The 18,940-nt window shown below is 41.1% G+C and carries 19 protein-coding genes and 1 riboswitch; of the genes, 9 read left to right on the top strand and 10 right to left on the bottom strand.

Going from position 1 to position 18,940, the window contains the following annotated elements:
- Positions 1-93: 93 nt before the first annotated feature.
- Genes CWB85_RS18485 through CWB85_RS18460 form a run of 6 tightly spaced genes read right to left on the bottom strand, consistent with a single transcriptional unit; the run spans position 94 to position 5,007 of the window.
- On the bottom strand, positions 94-1,479 hold the full coding sequence (locus CWB85_RS18485) for a tetratricopeptide repeat protein (protein ID WP_138555660.1): 1,386 nt from the start codon (positions 1,477-1,479) through the stop codon (positions 94-96).
- A gap of 26 nt (positions 1,480-1,505) precedes the next feature.
- Positions 1,506-2,162, bottom strand: coding sequence for an energy transducer TonB (locus CWB85_RS18480; protein ID WP_138555659.1), 657 nt, complete (start codon positions 2,160-2,162; stop codon positions 1,506-1,508).
- A 1-nt stretch (position 2,163) separates the two neighbouring features.
- Positions 2,164-2,568, bottom strand: coding sequence for an ExbD/TolR family protein (locus CWB85_RS18475; RefSeq protein ID WP_016708379.1), 405 nt, complete (start codon positions 2,566-2,568; stop codon positions 2,164-2,166).
- A 3-nt stretch (positions 2,569-2,571) separates the two neighbouring features.
- Entirely contained in the window at positions 2,572-2,943 is a 372-nt protein-coding gene (locus tag CWB85_RS18470; RefSeq protein ID WP_016708380.1) for a MotA/TolQ/ExbB proton channel family protein, read from the bottom strand.
- Positions 2,936-4,246 carry a MotA/TolQ/ExbB proton channel family protein gene (locus CWB85_RS18465; RefSeq protein WP_138555658.1) on the bottom strand — a complete coding sequence of 437 codons (1,311 nt, stop codon included), beginning with the start codon at positions 4,244-4,246 and terminating at the stop codon, positions 2,936-2,938. The genes CWB85_RS18470 and CWB85_RS18465 overlap by 8 nt, the downstream gene beginning before the upstream one ends.
- Positions 4,243-5,007: a DUF3450 family protein gene (locus tag CWB85_RS18460; RefSeq protein ID WP_016708382.1), complete on the bottom strand. Its 765-nt coding sequence runs from the start codon at positions 5,005-5,007 to the stop codon at positions 4,243-4,245. Before CWB85_RS18460 ends, CWB85_RS18465 begins: the two co-directional genes overlap by 4 nt.
- A 335-nt stretch (positions 5,008-5,342) precedes the next feature.
- On the opposite strand from CWB85_RS18460, the gene CWB85_RS18455 reads away from it, so the two are divergent.
- Positions 5,343-7,526, top strand: coding sequence for a TonB-dependent receptor (locus CWB85_RS18455; protein ID WP_016708383.1), 2,184 nt, complete (start codon positions 5,343-5,345; stop codon positions 7,524-7,526).
- Between the two features lie 92 nt (positions 7,527-7,618).
- On the top strand, positions 7,619-8,299 hold the full coding sequence (locus tag CWB85_RS18450; RefSeq protein ID WP_016708384.1) for a Fe2+-dependent dioxygenase: 681 nt from the start codon (positions 7,619-7,621) through the stop codon (positions 8,297-8,299).
- Positions 8,300-8,338: 39 nt separating this feature from the next.
- Here CWB85_RS18450 and galE read toward each other — a convergent pair whose 3' ends face one another.
- Positions 8,339-9,352 (bottom strand): UDP-glucose 4-epimerase GalE, encoded by a 1,014-nt coding sequence (gene galE, locus CWB85_RS18445; RefSeq protein ID WP_138555657.1) that lies wholly within the window; start codon positions 9,350-9,352, stop codon positions 8,339-8,341.
- Between the two features lie 228 nt (positions 9,353-9,580).
- Between galE and CWB85_RS18440 the strand changes: the two genes are divergently transcribed.
- Positions 9,581-10,078: a DUF3016 domain-containing protein gene (locus CWB85_RS18440; protein ID WP_138555656.1), complete on the top strand. Its 498-nt coding sequence runs from the start codon at positions 9,581-9,583 to the stop codon at positions 10,076-10,078.
- Positions 10,079-10,128: 50 nt separating this feature from the next.
- On the opposite strand, the gene CWB85_RS18435 is transcribed toward CWB85_RS18440, so the two are convergent.
- A complete protein-coding gene (locus tag CWB85_RS18435) occupies positions 10,129-10,419 on the bottom strand; it encodes a prephenate dehydrogenase (RefSeq protein ID WP_138555655.1) in 291 nt (96 codons plus the stop codon).
- Positions 10,420-10,490: 71 nt separating this feature from the next.
- On the opposite strand from CWB85_RS18435, the gene CWB85_RS18430 reads away from it, so the two are divergent.
- Positions 10,491-10,700 carry a hypothetical protein gene (locus CWB85_RS18430; protein ID WP_064668757.1) on the top strand — a complete coding sequence of 70 codons (210 nt, stop codon included), beginning with the start codon at positions 10,491-10,493 and terminating at the stop codon, positions 10,698-10,700.
- A gap of 15 nt (positions 10,701-10,715) precedes the next feature.
- On the opposite strand, the gene epmB is transcribed toward CWB85_RS18430, so the two are convergent.
- Positions 10,716-11,729 (bottom strand): EF-P beta-lysylation protein EpmB, encoded by a 1,014-nt coding sequence (epmB, locus tag CWB85_RS18425; protein WP_138555654.1) that lies wholly within the window; start codon positions 11,727-11,729, stop codon positions 10,716-10,718.
- A gap of 42 nt (positions 11,730-11,771) precedes the next feature.
- Between epmB and efp the strand changes: the two genes are divergently transcribed.
- Positions 11,772-12,338: an elongation factor P gene (efp, locus tag CWB85_RS18420; protein WP_016708390.1), complete on the top strand. Its 567-nt coding sequence runs from the start codon at positions 11,772-11,774 to the stop codon at positions 12,336-12,338.
- Between the two features lie 57 nt (positions 12,339-12,395).
- Positions 12,396-13,370: an elongation factor P--(R)-beta-lysine ligase gene (gene epmA / locus CWB85_RS18415; protein ID WP_138555653.1), complete on the top strand. Its 975-nt coding sequence runs from the start codon at positions 12,396-12,398 to the stop codon at positions 13,368-13,370.
- Between the two features lie 72 nt (positions 13,371-13,442).
- Here epmA and CWB85_RS18410 read toward each other — a convergent pair whose 3' ends face one another.
- Complete coding sequence (locus CWB85_RS18410) at positions 13,443-15,551, bottom strand: TonB-dependent receptor (protein ID WP_138555661.1); 2,109 nt, start codon at positions 15,549-15,551, stop codon at positions 13,443-13,445.
- A gap of 120 nt (positions 15,552-15,671) precedes the next feature.
- Between CWB85_RS18410 and CWB85_RS18405 the strand changes: the two genes are divergently transcribed.
- The 3 genes from CWB85_RS18405 to thiC all read left to right on the top strand — a co-directional run bounded on the left by CWB85_RS18405 (position 15,672) and on the right by thiC (position 18,865).
- Entirely contained in the window at positions 15,672-16,067 is a 396-nt protein-coding gene (locus tag CWB85_RS18405; RefSeq protein WP_016708393.1) for an acyl-CoA thioesterase, read from the top strand.
- Between the two features lie 125 nt (positions 16,068-16,192).
- Entirely contained in the window at positions 16,193-16,594 is a 402-nt protein-coding gene (locus CWB85_RS18400) for an META domain-containing protein (RefSeq protein WP_016708394.1), read from the top strand.
- A gap of 56 nt (positions 16,595-16,650) precedes the next feature.
- A riboswitch (TPP riboswitch) is annotated at positions 16,651-16,761 on the top strand.
- A 151-nt stretch (positions 16,762-16,912) separates the two neighbouring features.
- Positions 16,913-18,865, top strand: a complete 1,953-nt coding sequence (gene thiC / locus CWB85_RS18395) for a phosphomethylpyrimidine synthase ThiC (protein WP_016708395.1) — start codon at positions 16,913-16,915, stop codon at positions 18,863-18,865.
- Positions 18,866-18,940: the final 75 nt, after the last annotated feature.

Here is an 18,940-nt window from a genome sequence, read left to right as displayed (position 1 = left end):
AAACTCGAAACTCGAAACTCATCCTAATGCGTAGTGTATGATGGCTCCAAATTAAAGAAAGCCGCTTTATAAATGAAGCGGCTTTTTATCGGTTTAACCTTCTCGTTGGATCAAGCCTTCTAGAGCTCGGATATTGGTGAGTAAGTCTTGGCGTTGAGGATTGGCATTAAATGCCTTTTTTAGCTGGTTTAATGCTTGTTTGTAGTTCTTACTATCAATTTCTATTTGAGCTAATCCTAACCATGCAGATAGTTGGAAATCAGGTAACGCTTGAGCTCTAACGTACATTAACCTTGCTTGTGTTAGTTGGTTTTGCTGTTGATAAATAGTTGCCAGACTTAACAGCGCATCACCTAGATTTGGATCAATAGCCAACGCTTTGTTTAACCGCTTGGTAGCCTGTTTTAAGTTTCCTTGTTCAATTGCTAATTGTGCACTGTAAACTGATAGTTCAGCTTGTGATTGTTTTGATAACTTATTGCTAAACGGCGTTAGTTTAGCAATAAGCTGTTTTGCCTGAGCCCATTTTTGTTGGGCGATAAGCCAATTTAGGGTTTGCATGCTTACCGCAGTGGCTTCATCTAGGTGTGCTGATTCTGTATTTGCAAGGGCCTTATTCAGTAGATCTACTGATCGAGAATAACTGCCTTGAGTAAGGTGTAGCTGTGCTGCAAGTAGCTGGTTATTGGCGTTAGTAGGCGCTAATTTTAGCGCGACTTCAATGCTGGCTAATGCTTGCTTATTATTATTTTGCTGAAGTGCGATTTGTGCCCGTTGTAGCCAAAGCTCAGAATTCTCCGGAGACGCATTGAGCAGCTCTTTTAACAGCACTTGGGCTTGACTAAGATCACCTGCGGAGATCAATGAAAATAATAACCCTTGTTGATATTGTGTTTGCTGTGGTTCCAGCATGAGTGCTTGTCGATATGCGGCTATAGCACTCCATGGTTGCTCAGCTTGTACATGAATATAAGCAAGTTGTGCATATACTTGAGCATCCGCTTGACCAAGTTCAATACAACGAGTTAGATGAGGTTGTGCTTGTTTATAACTACCTTGTTGCATATAAAGCAGACTTAGCCCTTGGTGTGCTTTAACTAGATCTGGGATAGTCGATAAACTTGCCTTTAATGCCAGTTCAGCCTCTTTAAACTGCTTTAGGGTCAACAATACTTGACCACGTAACAGTTGGAGTGCGGGGCTGTCATTATTAAGCTCTCGTTGTTTGAATAAGTTTGCAACAGATTGATAATTTCCTTGCTCTAACAATGGTTTTACTTGTTGGGCGAAACTACGTTCGTTTGGCTCTATTTTTATATCTGTTGGACTCAGTAAATTATTATTAATAAGCAATTGCCAGTGCGGATCGCTGGGCTGTAATTTAACACTCAAAGGTGCAGCCTGACTGGCATTTATATAAAGTGTTAATGGTATGATTGCACAGCAAGCAAACCATTTTTTTGTCGTTAATTTTTTCATTGTATTTTCACTTTAATACTGACTTGCTAAGGTTTAAATTCAATGGGCCAAATAAATCTGGCACGCACTATATCACCGTCTTTTTTAGGTGAACTAAAACGACTTTGTTTGATTATTCTATCTATTTCGGGTTTTAGTTCTGGATACGGGTTTTGCACTACATTTATTAAACTTAAGCGACCATTTTCATCGATAAATACATCGAGTTTTACTATAAAAGAGCTTACTCCTTGGCGGGTTAGCTTTTTTGGTAATATGGCCTTTACCGGAGTGAGTAGTGTCGGAAGACCGTCTAGTTGGTTTAAGCTAAACGCATCCCAGTTTACCTCAATTGATTGAAATTCAGGGGTTGCTATTGGCATGTTAGTAAGTGTTGGCTTGCTTAAAGATATTTTGCTCTCAACTTTTATATTAATAGCTTGAATTGTTGCACCCGCTCCCTCGACGACTAAGCTTTGCATTGGTTCTGCTACTGTAGACTGGGTAATTGTTGGCGGTGGGGGGGGCGGCAACGGTACTAAAGCAACTTCTCGCACGATCACTTTATCATTGATAACATGTTCGGCTATTTGTCCAAGCCATAGCAAGAGTAATGCAATGCTAAGTACGGCAAGGCTTAATATAAAAGCAAAAAATGGATGTCGCTTATTGCTTGTTGCTGATGTAAGCGTATTACTGTGCATATTATTGTTGGGTCGCTAAGTTAACAGTTGCAGCACCAGCGAGTTTAGCTTCGTCTATGACTTTGACTAATAACTCGGTTGGCACGGTTTTATCTGCTTGGATCACTACTGGGCGCTGTTGTTGTTTTAGCATTTGCTCAACACTGCTGCGTACACCCGCAACACCTATTTGGCTGCCATCAAAGTAAACTTGTTGGCTATCCGTTATAGCAATAAAGATCACTTGTTGCTCTAATCGGCTGGCTGAGACTGCTTGCGGTTTATCAACTTCAACACCGCTTTCGCGAACGAACACAGTGGTAACGATAAAGAATATTAATAAAATAAACACCACATCTAACAGTGGTGACATATCGATATGGTGAGCTGATTGCTGCTCTAGACGCTGTTTTAATCGTGCTTGCATTGGTTAGCTCACTGGTAATTTAATCGCACTGCGACGCGTAACGTACAATAAATATGCCTGCATCAGCCATGCGGGAATAGCGCAGACTAACCCTAACTGTGTTGTTAGCAAAGCATCACTGATCGCTTGGCTCATTAGTTCGTTTTGCCCTTGTGACATCACTTTAAATGTATCAAGCAAACCAATAATAGTACCGAGTAAGCCAAGTAATGGCAGGGCTGCAGTTAAAATAGAACTAACATCATGCCAATAGCCTTGACGTTGAAGCTTATACTGCTTTATATGCAAAATATCGTGCCAAATAAGCTGATAAACATAAAGCGCTAATAAGATGATCAGCCAGCAGATAAAGTTACCAAGTAGTTGATCAAACATCTTTTACCTCTAGCTGACTAAGTTGCAGTGCAAATGCTTCAAGTTGGCTGTAATAGGCTTTAGCTTTACGCGATAGTAGAGCATTGAGCACTAATGCAGGTATTGCGACTACTAAACCAAGCTCTGTAGTGATCAAAGCCTGAGCTATACCGCCTGATACGACCTCGGGATCACCTGAGCCAAACAATGTCATCATTTTAAATGTTTCAATCATTCCACTGACGGTGCCTAACAATCCTAATAGTGGTGCGACAGATGCAGTAATTGCAATCGCGCCAATGTAGTTATCGAGCTTATGTTTATCATGCATCAGTTGATTAAACAGTTGATCGTCTCGTATTTGCCCTTTGTGGTTATCAATCGATAGCTTGAAGAGCGTAGCTTGCATCCCGCTAAAGTTATGTTGCTCTGGCGCGTTAAATGTATTTTGTAATGTCAGAGCTGAGACTGATTTTATTTTGCTTAAACCAAACAATTGATACGCTTTAAATAAAGCAATCAATAAAGCAAAGCATGCAAACAGAATAATTGGAATTGCCCACAAGCCGCCCTTTTCAAGATGCTCAACAGTACCTTCTTGCTGAGCTTGGCTCGCAGCTAAGCGCGTTAAACTAGGATCAAATGTTAGTGATACGGTTGCTTTTTCCGAGTTCTTACTAAGTTGTGATAATGCTTCATCAAATGGCGTTTCACCGCTTGTTGATTGCACTAATGCAACTTTAGGTGGAGCTTGGGTTGGGTCTGTTGTAGCAAGTAATCCCATTAACTGTGGCTGGGTAACGCTAAACCAAGCAACGGGCCCCACTTGTAACGTTGTAGCTGGGGTAAGCTCACCATTTTTCAGTACAATATTTTGTTGTTTAAATTGCGGATAGAGCGCCGCAGTTTGCTGTTTTATCACAGAGAATACGTTATTCAACAGTGTTTGTTGATCGTTATTACTTTGAGCAGCTTTAGCGTATTGGCGAGTAAAGCGGTTCAGTAAATTAAGGCGATATTGTTGCTGTTGTTGCCAAGTATCTAAGCGAGTTTGCAGTTGAGTTAAACTAAGTGTGTCTTCATCTGCAAGGCGACGGTTTATAGCTGCTTGTTCGCGTTCTTTTTTTAGTGCTTGTTGTTTATCAAATATTTTTTGTGCAAGGGCCGTTTGTTGCTTAGTAATTCGCTCTTGTGACTTATTTAATGTGCTTTGCGCACTTTTTATATCTGTTAGTAATTGCTGTTTAGCATCATTTGCTGTGGCGGCTGTAGTTAGTTGACTTACGAATAAAAGAGCAAAACACAATAAATTGATTAATTTCATTGAATAGACTCCTTAGCTGCATAACTAAATACAGGTAGGGTTAACCAGTTTGCTGCTTGCTTTTTCTCTTGCACTGCAATGCCGTGTGCAATTTGTTCGCCATCAAGTTCACTGTCAAACTGCCATTGCCACCCTAGCTCAGCAGGAAAACCGATCCCCGTGTAGCTTAAATCATTACTCACAAACCATGCTTGAGCGGCACCTAAATAGAGTTGTTTGACCCAAATTTCTTTACCTTGATCGTTAGTAATTGCCATCTCATGAATCGAAATTCGATTTTGAAAATCAGCAAGTTGACCTAACATTTTTAAAGCAATTTGGAGTTTTTCATTTGCATCCAAATTTTCATCAGTTAGATCGCCAATTTCTTGCCAGCTAGTGAATAATGGTGGCGGTAATTGTACTTGCAGTGAACGTAGTTGCTGAATGAGCTGATTTAATTGAGTGTTTAAAGCGCTTTCATCGACTTCAAGTTGCCCTTGTTTTTGGATCAGTGCAGTGCGCTTTTCTGCAAGTTCAGAGCTGTTCTTTTGACGGTTGTGATTGAACTGTTTGAGTTGGGTTTGCTCCGCATCCAGTAGCGTGAGAGTTTGTTCCATAGTGGCTTTTTTTTCTAACCAGTGTGTTTCTAGCTCATTTGTTTGTTGTTCTATTTGTAGCCATTGATTGACAAGGCTTTCAAGTTCGCTAACTGGATCTGCGGTACTTGAGAATGAGCTGAGTAAAATAACTGCCCCAAGAGATTTTATAAAACGTTGCATATGATAATTAATGCCCTAAAAGTGATGACGATATGTAGCACGGCACAGAGTTTAGGCTAGATGAAAGTCATGCCTAAAACTGTAAATTTTTAAGTGCTTTAATATTTTTTATAGCGTAATCGGTACATCTAAATTGATGTTTATTTAACAATGGTATTACGTATGTTTAAAAGTGCGAAAAATAGTACAATGCCTGACAAAATAACACAAGTGATAATATTTCGCATTTACATTGCTTTTATCGAGTGCTAGGATTTCGCCGAATTAAAATCAACGTGCTTAAACGACTTGCTACAAATAATTATGTTAGCGAGCGACCTACATATGGAGTTAAAATGGGTAAAATGTCTAGTAAACGCCGAACTTATGTAAAACCTTTGGCTGCTTTCGTAACCGCAACTTTATCAACTTGGGTATCTGCTCAAGGAGCTGAAAATGTGCAAGAATTATCAGTAACCAAAGCTACCACACAATCGGAACAAAGCTACAAAGTTGAAAAATCTTCATCAATCAAGAACACCCAACCACTCGTTGATACTGCAAAATCAATTACGGTTATTAACAAAGCGGTGATGAAAGATCGAAATGTAGATAGTTTGCAAGACGCTTTGCGTAATGTGTCAGGCATTTCATTAGCAGCAGGCGAAGGTGGTGCTCCTGCTGGCGATAGTTTATCTATTCGTGGCTTTAGTGCGGCGAACGATATTTTCATTGATGGTATTCGTGATATTGCTGGGTACGATCGCGATACTTATAATGTTGAGCAAATCGAAGTGGCTAAAGGTCCAAGCTCAGCAATGACTGGCCGTGGCTCAACCGGTGGGAGTATCAACTTAACCACTAAAACAGCAACATTAGATGAATTTAATGATGTGTCATTACGTTTAGGAACCGAAAGTGATTATCGTGGGCAAATCGATAGTAACTTCAAAGTAGGTGAAACATCTGCATTACGCGTAAATGCTTTAGTTGATGAAGGTGATGTTGCTGGGCGTGATCATGTTGATTACGAAAAACAAGCTGCAGCTATTTCATTTGCCTCTGGTTTGGGCACTGAAAGCCGTTTTAATCTTAATGCCGATTATCAGAACCAAGATAATATGTCTGATTATGGTATTCCGTGGGTTGGCTCTGCACCTGTGGTTGCTGAATTAGCTGGTAGCGAAAATGCGGCACCACCAGTGGATTTTGACAACTTTTACGGCAATGTATACCGTGATTTTGAAGATATAGAGGCTTACTCAGCAACAGCCAAATATGAATATGACTTATCACAAACCACAATGTTACGTGCGCAAGGGCGTATCGGTAGCGTTGAGCGTAAAGATACAGTAACTGCACCGCGCTTTATTGATGTATCGACAACCACAGATATCAGAATGAGCGATGTTAAAAACCGCGATACACGCAATGAATTAGCAACATTACAGCTTGATTTGGTGGGTGAGTATGATTTTGCGGGTGTAAAACATAATGTGGTCGCTGGTGTTGAATTAACTAACGAGACGTTTAGTCGCTGGAACGTAACTGCGCTGGTCGCTGATAATTTAAAAGATGAGCCGGCATTAAATGACTTATATAATCCGGATGCATATTTACCTTACAGCGGTCAGTATGGTCGTGATGGTACTAGTACTGAAGCGGTTGCTAAAACCCGTGCTATTTATGCTTTTGACACTATAACTTTTAATGAGTATTGGGAAGTCACTGCAGGTTTACGTTCAGAGCAGTATGACAGCGATTATCAGTATGATTACAATGATCCAAGTTTGACGATTTCAACCAGTGATACGATGACCAGTTGGAATGCGTCTGCGGTATACAAACCAAGTGAAAATAGCAGTATTTACTTTGGCGCTGGTAACTCGTATAACCCATCAGCAGAGGGGATCGCAGTTTCTACACGCGGTAATGCCAGCGAGTTAGAACCAGAGAAAAGCCAAAGTTATGAGTTGGGAACTAAGTGGAATCTCCTCGACGATAAATTGATGACTACAGCTGCTATTTTTAGAACGGTTAAGACTAATGCGCGAGTCGATGATCCAACAAGCGATGAACGTGGTGTTGAAGTGCTTGATGGCGAACAACGTGTACAGGGTTTGGAACTTTCTGCTACGGGCCTAATTACTGACGAGCTTAGTATTATCGGCTCTTACACATTCCAAGATAGTGAGGTGACGGAGTCAACTGTAGATGGTGATGTCGGTCATGATTTAGCGCGTGCGCCTAAAAACAGTTTTAGTGTATGGGCGCGATACGACTTTAGTGATGCGCTAGCCGCAGGCTTTGGTGCACAATATATTGGCGAACGTTATAATGGTAATTCATCGACCAGCCGTAAAGCCGATAGCTATGTGTTATTAGATATGATGCTTTCTTACCAAGCTACTGAACAGTTAAGTATTCAGTTTAATGGTGAAAACTTAACCGATGAAGATTATGAAGATCAACTCGGTGGTGGGCATTTTATTCCAGGTCAAGGTCGTTACTTTACTCTAACGGCTAGTTACTCTTTCTAATTACAACCAAATGTTTGTTGAATAGGTTAGAGCTTAATGAAACAGGTTAATGTACATTAACCTGTTTTTGTTTTAAAAATTCAGGAACCTCCATGTTATTAAAAATACCTGATTTACTGAGTGCTGATGAAGTTGCTTATTGCCGAAAGGTGTTATTAGCCGCGCAATGGACAGATGGCAGTGTTACCGCTGGTTATCAGTCAACTAAAACTAAAAATAATTTACAATTACCAGAGCAAAGCGTTGAAGCTAAAGAGCTTGGCGATATTGTTATGGGCGCTTTGGCGCGTAGCAATTTGTTTATGTCTGGTGCGTTGCCTGCAAAAATATTTCCGCCCTTATTCAATTGTTACCAAGGTGGGCAGTCGTTTGGTATTCATGTAGATAATGCTATTAGGCAAGTCCCTGGCACGCCAGTAAAAATTCGTACAGATTTGTCTATGACATTGTTTTTCAGTGATCCAGAAGACTACGATGGCGGTGAACTTATTATTGAAGACACATATGGATCACATTCGGTAAAACTCCCAGCAGGAAGCATGGTGTTGTATCCATCAAGTAGTTTGCATAAAGTGACACCCGTTACGCGTGGGCGCCGTTTAGCGTCATTTTTTTGGTTACAAAGTATGGTCAATAGTGATGAAAGACGTACTTTACTGTTTGAATTGGATTCATCAATTCAAAGTTTGCGTGAAAAAGTCAGTGATAGCCCAGAGATAGTGCGATTAACAGGGGTTTATCATAATCTGCTTAGGCAATGGGCACAGACTTAATCAAGCTAGACAATAATTGTCTAGCTTGATTAAAACGAACTATTTATAGCCGTTAGGGTTGTTACTTTGCCAGCGCCAAGTATCTTGCATCATACTATCAATCCCGCGCTCTGCTTGCCAACCAAGCTCATTAAGGGCTTTTTCTGGTGCCGCGTAACAGGCTGCGATATCGCCTGGACGGCGAGGGGATACTTGATAAGGAATATCTTTACCGCAGGCTTGGCTGAATGCGTTGAGCATTTGCAGCACTGAATAACCATTGCCTGTGCCAAGGTTGTAAACGTGGGCGCCGCTATCTTGGTTTATTTTATTAAGTGCCTTTAAATGGCCAAGTGCTAAGTCTACAACGTGGATATAATCACGAACCCCAGTACCATCGACGGTATCGTAATCATCACCAAATACACCTAACTGCTTTAACTTACCAACAGCAACTTGCGAAATGTAAGGAAGCAGGTTATTTGGAATACCATTTGGATCTTCACCAATTAAACCTGATTCATGTGCACCTACAGGGTTAAAGTAGCGCAATATCGCAAAAGCAAAGCGCTCGTCTGATTTTGCGATATCTTGCAGCATCATTTCAACCATCAGTTTTGATGTACCATAAGGGTTGGTAGTACCACCTACAGGGAAGTCTTCACGAATTGGCAGACTTGCCGGGTCACCATAAACGGTAGCAGATGAACTAAATACTAGCTTGAATACACCCGCATCACGCATAGCATCAACGAGGCTTAGCGTACCTTGTACGTTATTTTGATAGTACTCAATTGGCTTTTCGACTGACTCGCCTACCGCTTTTAGACCTGCAAAATGAATAACACTCTCGATTTGATGTTTAGCAAACACGTGGTCTAAAAATACTTTATCGAGAATATCACCTTGATAAAAAGTCACGTCTTTTGCTGTAATGCTTTTGACTCGGTTGAGTGATTCTGGTGACGAATTACTTAGGTTATCAATAACGACAACATCCTGTCCTTGCTGTAGTAGTTCTAAAACTGTGTGTGAGCCAATATAGCCTGCACCACCGGTGACTAAAATAGTCATACTATCTCCATTTAAGTAATTTTATTCAATTAAGCTAATTTCATCACAAATAGTGATTGATTGCCTGTTTTATCTGTCATTAATTTTTTTAGTGTTAGTAAAACTATCTGCTTGATTACATTTTTGCTATAAATGATAACAATTAAGAAAATTAGTATTAAGCTATAGTTAAGTTGAAAGTGCTAATCTTGCACCTAACATAGGGTAACGCCTTTATTGGAGAATGTTATGAATACAGTAAAAAAAATAGCAATGGCAATGCTAGTAGCACTTCCTGTTTTTGCTCATGCTGGCGAGGCTGTAGTTAAATGGCAAGACTTTAATGATTATCGCGATACGCGACCATCTAATGAACCTAAAGGGTCATATCATAAACATATTGCGACAAGCTTTGAAAAGCACTTCAATAAATTGGCTGAAGATTTACCAGAAGGTTATAAATTTAACGTTGAAGTGACTGAACTTGATTTAGCTGGTGATGTACGTTTTGGCGGTATGAATGATTTACGTATTATTAAACCTATTTATTTTCCACGCATCGAGTTTAAATACTCAGTGACTGATAAAGATGGCAAAGTGCTGAGTGAAAACGATAAAGTCGAGTTAAAAGACATGGGCTTTATGGATAAAATTAAAATGGGCCGTGATGAAGAGTTTTATTACGATAAACGTTTAATTACTGATTGGTTTAATAAAGAATTAATGCCGCAAATTGTTCCTAGTTAATTACACCCTAGCTAAGATGAAGAAGCGCTCACACTGTGAGCGCTTTTTTGCTATTTAAAGGTCGCTAATAATTGCAGGATTTGTTGGAGTTTAATTACCGTAGCTTTAAGCTTTTCTTCGTCAAGGCCGTTTGTGCTTAGGCTCTCGACATCAGCGGCAACATCTAGAACATAAGGTTTAAAGCGCTTTGCTTCAAAACTAAAGCCTGCATCAGCAGGGAATAATGCTTTAAATCTGCCATGGCCCTGTTGCTGAAGTTCATCTAACTTTTTATCAGCATCAAGTGATTGACGATAAACAATTTTTAAGTTGGCATTGAGTTGTTCAATAATAGAATCCATTTTTTTCCTAAAGCTTTCGACTGCATTGCCGATATAATACGGGTAATGAACTAAAAAGTCAGGTATGAGCTATGAATATATCAGGTGGAAACCTACCGGCCATGAGTGGTGCGGGACAAAGCGGTGAAGTGTACAGCGCAGCATTGGCAAAAAAACAGCAAAAAGCTGACGGTGCAGCAGCACTGGCGTTAATTGAAGCTGCTGGCACGAGCAGTGCAGCGCAAACACCAGCAAAGTCTGTAACAGCAACGCTTGGTAATAATGTAAACGTGTACGTTTAATAGCGCACAGCGCTATTAAATCAGTTTGAGGTCAATGGGGGTCTTACTTTTTTGACCACCGATCTCGCGAACCAGCTTAGGCACTAAATAGCCTGGTAGTGCATGTAGCATATCAGCCATAATTTTGCGTGCCTGCGATTCATCAATATCAAAGTGACTAGCCCCTTCAACTTTGTCTAATAAGTATAGGTAATAAGGCAGTACATCAGCTGCAAATAATGCCTCACTCAGTGCAATTTGCGCTTGGCTTGAGTCATTCACTTCTTTTAATATTACTGCTTGATTTAGTAACATCACTCCAGCTTGTTTTAGCTTTTGCATAGCGGCTTTAAATTCATCGTCAATCTCATTGGCGTGATTAATATGATTAATGAATACGATTTTAAGCGGTGATTTTTCTAATCGTTGGCATAATTGCTCGGTAATACGCGCAGGGATCACCACAGGTAATCGGCTATGAATTCGCATCCGCTTAATTTGTGGTAATTGTTCCAGCTCATCCATAAACCAACTAATAGCATCGTCTTTGGCCATTAGAGGGTCGCCACCACTTAAGATCACTTCATTGATATTATGATCCGACTTAATGTAATCGAGAGCTTCAATGAGACTGCGTTTATTCAGTTGATTTTCTTGGTATGGAAAGTGACGACGAAAGCAATATCTGCAATTTACAGCACACCCAGTTTTAAACATCACTAAAACCCGCGACTTGTATTTATGTAACAGCCCAGGTTGCGCATTGTTTTGCTCTTGCAAAGGATCTTTATCAAATCCGGTTTTAGAGATAAACTCTTGGTGGCGTGGCATGACCTGCAACAGTAATGGGTCGTTTATATCGCCATAACGCATTTTTTTGATAAAAGGCACAGGTACACGAACCGGAAAAAGAGCCCGTGCTTTAAGGTCTTTTTCATCGGCCATGCTTGATAAACCTAGCATTTCTAGCAAGGTGCGTGGGCAAGTAACAACATTAGCTAATTCTTTTTGCCAGTTTTTATGCAAATTTGCTTCATTTCTTTGTATCATTGGCACGTAGATTACTCGAAAAATTATTAGATAGAGGAAACGATGGCGAATTATAGCACCAACGAGTTCAAGGGCGGCCTAAAAATTATGATGGACGGCGAGCCTTGCAGTATTTTAGAAAATGAAATGGTAAAGCCTGGTAAAGGTCAAGCATTTAACCGTGTTCGCATCCGTAAACTGATCTCAGGAAAAGTTCTTGAGAAAACCTTTAAATCAGGTGATACAGTCGAAGGTGCTGACGTAATGGATACTGATCTTGCGTATCTATACACTGACGGTGAGTTTTGGCATTTCATGAACAACGAAACTTTTGAACAAATCGCCGCAGATGAAAAAGCGCTAGGTGATTCAGGTAAATGGTTAGTTGAAAATGATGTATGTACTATCACATTATGGAATGGCAGCCCAATTGCTGTAACTCCACCTAACTTTGTTGAGCTTGAGATCACTGATACCGATCCTGGCCTAAAAGGTGATACAGCAGGTACTGGTGGTAAACCAGCTACTTTAAGTACTGGTGCTGTAGTACGTGTACCATTATTCGTACAAATTGGCGAAGTGATCAAAGTAGATACTCGCAGTGGTGAATATGTAAGCCGTGTTAAGTAAGCAATAACATGACTTAATTAAATCCCAGCTTAGGCTGGGATTTTTTTTGGAGAAAATATGTCAGCAGATCTTTGGATGCCTAGTGCCGAAATAGCAACCTTGCAGCAACGCGCGAGTATTATCAGAACTATCCGTGAATTCTTTTATGCACGAGAAGTAATGGAAGTCGATACTCCCAGCTTAAGTGCTGCCAGTGTAACCGACGTTCATTTAGTGAGTTTTAATACCTCTTTTGTAGGGCCTGGTCATGCTAAAGGCCTGCCGCTGTATTTACAGACCTCTCCAGAATTTGCCATGAAGCGATTATTAGCAGCAGGCAGCGGTGCTATTTTTCAACTTTGTAAAGCGTTTCGAAATGAAGAAGCGGGTAGTCATCACAACCCAGAGTTTACTATGTTGGAATGGTATCGTCCTGGATTTGATGAGTTTGCCTTGATGGATGAGATAGATGAGCTAATGCAGCTAATTTTAGATGTCCAACCGGCACAGCGGCTAAGCTATCAAAATGCTTTTAAACAAGCATTAGGAGTTGATCCGCTTAGTGCCACTGTTGAACAATTACAAACACTTGCCTGTGAACAAGGCTTTGCTGACATAGCTAAGCATGAAACCCACCGAGATACCTTACTGCAATTATTATTTTGTATGAAAGTAGAGCCAACTATTGGTCAGGATAAGCCCTGTTTTGTATATCACTTTCCGGCGTCGCAAGCTGCTTTAGCACGTATTTGTGAGCATGACTCACGTGTAGCGGGGCGCTTTGAACTTTATTATCAGAACATGGAGTTGGCAAATGGCTTTAACGAGCTTACCAATGCACAGGAGCAAGCTAAACGTTTTACTGAGGATAACGCATACCGCAACGCTAATAACTTAGCACAGGTGCCTATGGACACGCGTTTAATCGCGGCTCTTGAGCACGGTTTACCGCAATGTGCTGGAGTCGCATTAGGTATTGATAGGTTGGTGATGTTAGCAACTAAAAAAGACACGATAAAAGAAGTGATCGCGTTTGATGTAGGTAGGGCTTAAAAGATTCAAGATTCAAGGGAAGGTAAAAGTAATCTAGCTTTTACCTTGGAACTTTTCCCTTGAAACTCGTTTTTATAACTCGTAAATAAAGGTGACACCGGCGACCATAGGTTCGCCAAGCTGGGTGTAAGTATGAGTTGCATAACCATCACGCGGGTCGTTTCCAAATTCAAAACCACGAGTGGGTACTTCTTCGTCAAACACGTTACGTGCCCAAGCGCGGATTGACCATTGCTCCGCTTCATAACCCGCACTCAAGTTAACTAAATTAACGCTTGGTGCTTGTGAGTTATGGCTGTCCGAGAAGTAATAATCGTCCTTGCCTTCAATACCCACTGTAGCATATAGCTCATTTGTGAAATTATAACGGGCTGTAAATGCATATTGGTATTTAGGGGCTTGTGATTGTTCACGACCATCTTGATCTAATGGAGGTGAGTAAAGGCTTGTTCTAGCTACATAATCGTTTATCTTAGTATCTAAGTAACCTGCACTACCGGTAAAAAAGAAGTTTTCGGTTAATTGATAGCTACCTTCAATTTCAAGGCCGTAGTTTTCACCTGAACCTGCATTGTCAAAATAACTAGTAAAGTTTTTACCTTCTATTAACCAAGACTTTAATTGCATGTCTTCACGGTACATATAAAATGCCGCTAAACGCAGCACAAATTTGTCATCCAGTGAGCTGCCTTTCACCCCGAACTCACCATTCCATAAGTATTCAGGTTCAAAGGTTGTGTGTTGTTTGAAAAAGTCTGCATCGAGCGCGAATTCTTGCGCTTTTGCGAGCGCTTCAGAGTTAATACCACCGGCTTTATAACCACGGGTTAAACTAGTATAGATCATGGTACGGTCAATCACTTGGTATTCAAGTGCTAACTTACCACCGACCATGACATCGTCAGTATCAACAATAAACCCATTGCTATCAGTGTAATCCCCTTGGTATTGCTCAACTCGCAAGCCAGTGATCAAAGTGGTTTTCGAGTTGATTGGGGTTGCTAGTTGGCCGTACATAGCGACATTGTTCACTTCATACGTTGAGTCAAAGGTTTCTAGTTCAGAAAACTTTCTACGCTGGCGGTCCAGATCTACATCTCTTCCTTGATAATAAATACCTGCAACCCAATCGCGTGACTTACCATTGAATTGTAATTCAGCAGTTTTATCTTTGCGGTCACGATAGTAAGCATCCTCGTAGCTATAACCGTCAGGGTGTAGCCCAGCTGCGCATAATTGTGGCTGGTTAATATCATTACATACCCAATCTTCATCAAAGCTATAGACTAGGTCACTATCTATTCCTGATAAGTTAAGGCTTACATCAAACCAATCAAAGCCGGTGTATATATTAGCAAGGCCTACGGCAATACTTTCTTGGTTATCTTGGCCTGGTTCATCAGCTACACTATTGCGGCTGTTATCAAGGGTAAATGCATCATAGCCGTTGTTGATATCTATATAGTGAACGCTTAACTCTGAACGTAAATGATCGGTAAGTTGGCTGTGTAGTTTAAAACGGCCAATCATTTCGTCTTGTTGTTGTGTTGGTTTATCAAGGTATAAATTATCTTGATAACCGTCCGATTCGCGCTGGTAAATACTGGCGCGTACTGCGGTGTTATCTGTAATACCAATACCTGCGGCAACACCCGCTTCATAACTATTGTAGTTACCTGCGCCCAGTTGTACTTTTAAATTTGGTTCAAAGCTTGGATCGGCTGATTCCATTTGAATCATCCCTGCCATGCCATCAGCACCAAAGCGTGTGCCTTGTGGGCCGCGGTATATTTCAACTTGGTTAACATCAAATAACAGTGAACTGCCGCCAAGGCCTGAATAATTAATGCCATCAATCACTAAACCAACAGATGGGTTGATTGGATCAACAAACTGCGAGCGTAGCCCCACTCCGCGGATTTGAATATAGCGGCCACGCGATGCGCCAGAGGTAAAGTTTACATTGGCGGCACTGGCAAGCATTTCATCTAGAAAACTAGCACCACGCTCATTAATTTCACGATCGCTAAATAAGCTAGCGCTGGCGCTAAGGGTTTGAATACTTTCTTTTTGAAAATCCCCAGTAACGAGTATTTTTTCAAGTTCAGAATCATCAGCAAAAGTAGGGGCGCTTACTAAAGGTAAGAGCGCGGCAGTAATTAAAGACAAGCGTAGTTTCATTCGGTTACTTAACTCCATTTCAGGGACTCGCATGATAGCAACTATTCTTATTAAAGTCGTGATACGCGATATATTAATGTGCTATAAACGCGCACAGTATACATAATAAGGAATACAAATATGACCTTTAAAGTTGACTTTAAAGTGCGTGATTACGAATGTGATCTGCAAGGTATTGTAAATAACAGTGTGTATTTTAACTACCTAGAACATGCGCGTCATGAATTTTTACATGCCAATGGGATTGATTTTGCACAGCTCGCCCGTGATAAAATTAACCTTGTAGTGATGCGCAGTGAAATGGATTATAAGCAATCATTAGTGCCTGGGGATGAATTTTACGTAGTTGTAGAGCCTGAGCGTATTAGCCGCTTAAAGTTTGGTTTTCGGCAAACGGTTGTACGAAAGCATGATGAGAAAGTGATGTTAAAGGCATTAGTAATTGGTACCTCGGTGAATGAGCAAGGTCGCCCATTTTTGCCAGCGCAGGTTGATCAGCTATTTAAAGTCGAATAATTCTCGAATTTGAATGTTTTTTACTATCTTAGAACAATTTTTTACATTAAAAACATGCATTTTTAACGGTATAGATGGTTATTTGTTGTTATTATAATGTGATTGAGTTTTAGGTTAGTATTCACATGAAATTAGCAGCAATACCGATGCTTGTTATCGGTTTATGTGTAGGCTGCTCATCGACAGGGACCGTCACTAGTGAGCAATTGAAATACACCAAGTGGCAACTATCACGGGTTGATGGTTTAGCGATCCCAGCATCTTATTCTGCCTCATTGAGCTTTATTGAAGCTTTGCAAGTCAATGGGTTTGCTGGTTGTAATAAGTTTTTTGGCGAAGGGCAACTTGATGATAATCATCTCACGGTGAATAAATTAGGGATGACCCGGAAGTCGTGTGGTAATGAGCTGGATGAGTTTGAACAGCAGTTTTTAAATGCGTTAAAGCAAGGCGTGCCGTTGCAAATGCAAGATCAGCAGCTTGTCTTAAGCGGCGAGCAAACGTTTGCATTTATTCCAGCGGGTTAAGCGCTTGCAGACGAGTTGTATCTGACGTACACTCGTCGACGAACAATATATAGAATTTTTACTTGTCGGAGTGCCTTGAGTTTTAACTTAAAGGCTGAGATCGCGAAAGCGGGATCCGTGAACCTGATCAGGCTAACACCTGCGTAGGGAACAAGCTGCCTTAAATGGGTGCTTGTGCGCCTGTTTGGCGTATAAGTACTCTGGCTGCCAAGGTTAGGTGTACTTTTATAACACCCGCCTACGATCCATGTAGCTGTTGCTACTCTCTATTGCATAGCAATATCTGACAAGACAACCCTTTTAGCAATGAGGTAAGTCATGTCAAACACATCAAATAAACCGTCTCGCCGCGAAACCCGTGCGGCTGCATCAGATTATATTTACAACCTGACTGGGCAACCATTCCCAAGTTCACACAAAGTCTACGTACAAGGCACGCAAGAGAATGTACGCGTTGGTATGCGTGAAATTACTCTAAGCGATACTTTTATAGGTGGTACAGAAGAAAACCCAGTATATGAATCAAATGCGCCATTGCGTGTATACGATACCTCTGGTCCATACACAGATCCTGACTTTAAGTTAGATGTGCGTAAAGGGCTTGATAAATATCGTGAGCAGTGGATTGAAAGCCGTGGCGATACAGAAATTTTAGAATCCGTGACCTCACAGTTTTCGCAGCAACGCATGGCTGATGAAGGCCTTGATCACATTCGTTTTGAGCACCTTCCTAAAATTCGTCGTGCTAAAGCGGGTAAAAATGTCACGCAAATGCATTATGCTCGCCAAGGTATTATTACCCCTGAAATGGAATATGTAGCGATCCGGGAAAACATGGGCCGTGCACAAATTCAACAAGAATTGTTAGCGCAGCAGCACAAAGGCGAGTCGTTTGGCGCGAGTATTCCTGAATTTATTACCCCTGAATTTGTCCGTGATGAAATTGCTCGCGGTCGTGCAATTTTACCAAATAATATCAACCACCCTGAAACCGAACCAATGATTGTTGGCCGTAACTTTTTAGTAAAAGTAAATGCCAATATTGGTAACTCGTCTGTTACTTCATCAATTGAAGAAGAAGTTGAAAAAATGGTGTGGTCAACCCGTTGGGGTGCTGACACCGTAATGGATTTATCAACGGGTCGGTACATTCATGAAACTCGTGAGTGGGTAGTACGTAATTCACCAGTGCCAATTGGTACTGTGCCTATTTACCAAGCGCTTGAAAAAGTAAATGGTGTGGCTGAGGATCTCACGTGGGAGATTTTCCGCGATACGCTTATTGAACAAGCCGAGCAGGGTGTTGATTACTTTACAATTCATGCCGGTGTATTGCTGCGCTATGTACCAATGACAGCTAAGCGCGTTACGGGTATTGTATCGCGCGGTGGTTCAATTATGGCTAAATGGTGTTTAGCGCACCATAAAGAAAATTTCTTATACACTCACTTTGAAGATATTTGCGAAATTTTAAAGCAATACGATGTGTGTTTTTCATTAGGCGATGGCCTGCGCCCAGGCTCAATTGCGGATGCTAACGATGAAGCGCAATTTAGCGAGCTACGTACTTTAGGGGAATTGACCAAAATAGCGTGGAAACACGATGTACAAGTGTTTATTGAAGGCCCAGGTCACGTGCCAATGCATATGATCAAAGAAAATATGGAAGAGCAACTTAAGCATTGCGATGAAGCCCCTTTCTATACTCTTGGTCCACTGACGACTGATATCGCTCCAGGTTATGACCATATCACTTCAGGGATTGGTGCGGCACAAATTGCTTGGTATGGTTGTGCGATGCTGTGTTACGTAACACCAAAAGAACACTTAGGTTTACCAAATAAAGAAGACGTTAAAGAAGGTTTGATCACCTATAAAATTGCCGCCCATGCAGCCGATTTAGCGAAAGGCCACCCTGGTGCGCAAGAGCGCGATAACGCCTTATCAAAAGCGCGCTTTGAGTTCCGCTGGCATGACCAATTTAATATTGGTTTAGACCCTGTTCGTGCTCGGGAATACCACGATGAGACTTTGCCGCAAGAATCGGGCAAAGTGGCACATTTTTGCTCTATGTGTGGGCCAAAGTTCTGCTCAATGAAAATCACCCAAGAAGTGCGTGATTACGCCAAAGATCTCGAAGCCAGAGGTATCGATCCCAACAACGTAGGCGATGCGATTGAGATCAAAATGGTCGATGTCGAAGCCGAAATGAAAGCTAAGTCAGCCGAGTTTAAACAAACCGGCTCAGAGATTTATCATAAAGCGGTTTAACTAAAAGGCGCTAAGTTCTAGGGAAGAGACTAGGTTTTAGGATGTTGTTAACCTAGAACCTAGAACCTAGAACCT

Origin of the sequence: Pseudoalteromonas sp. S1727, assembly GCF_005886375.1 — a bacterium.
GTDB lineage: Bacteria > Pseudomonadota > Gammaproteobacteria > Enterobacterales > Alteromonadaceae > Pseudoalteromonas > Pseudoalteromonas haloplanktis.
The sequence above is the reverse complement of the archived record's forward strand: the minus strand, read 5'-3'. Positions and strand labels throughout refer to the sequence as shown.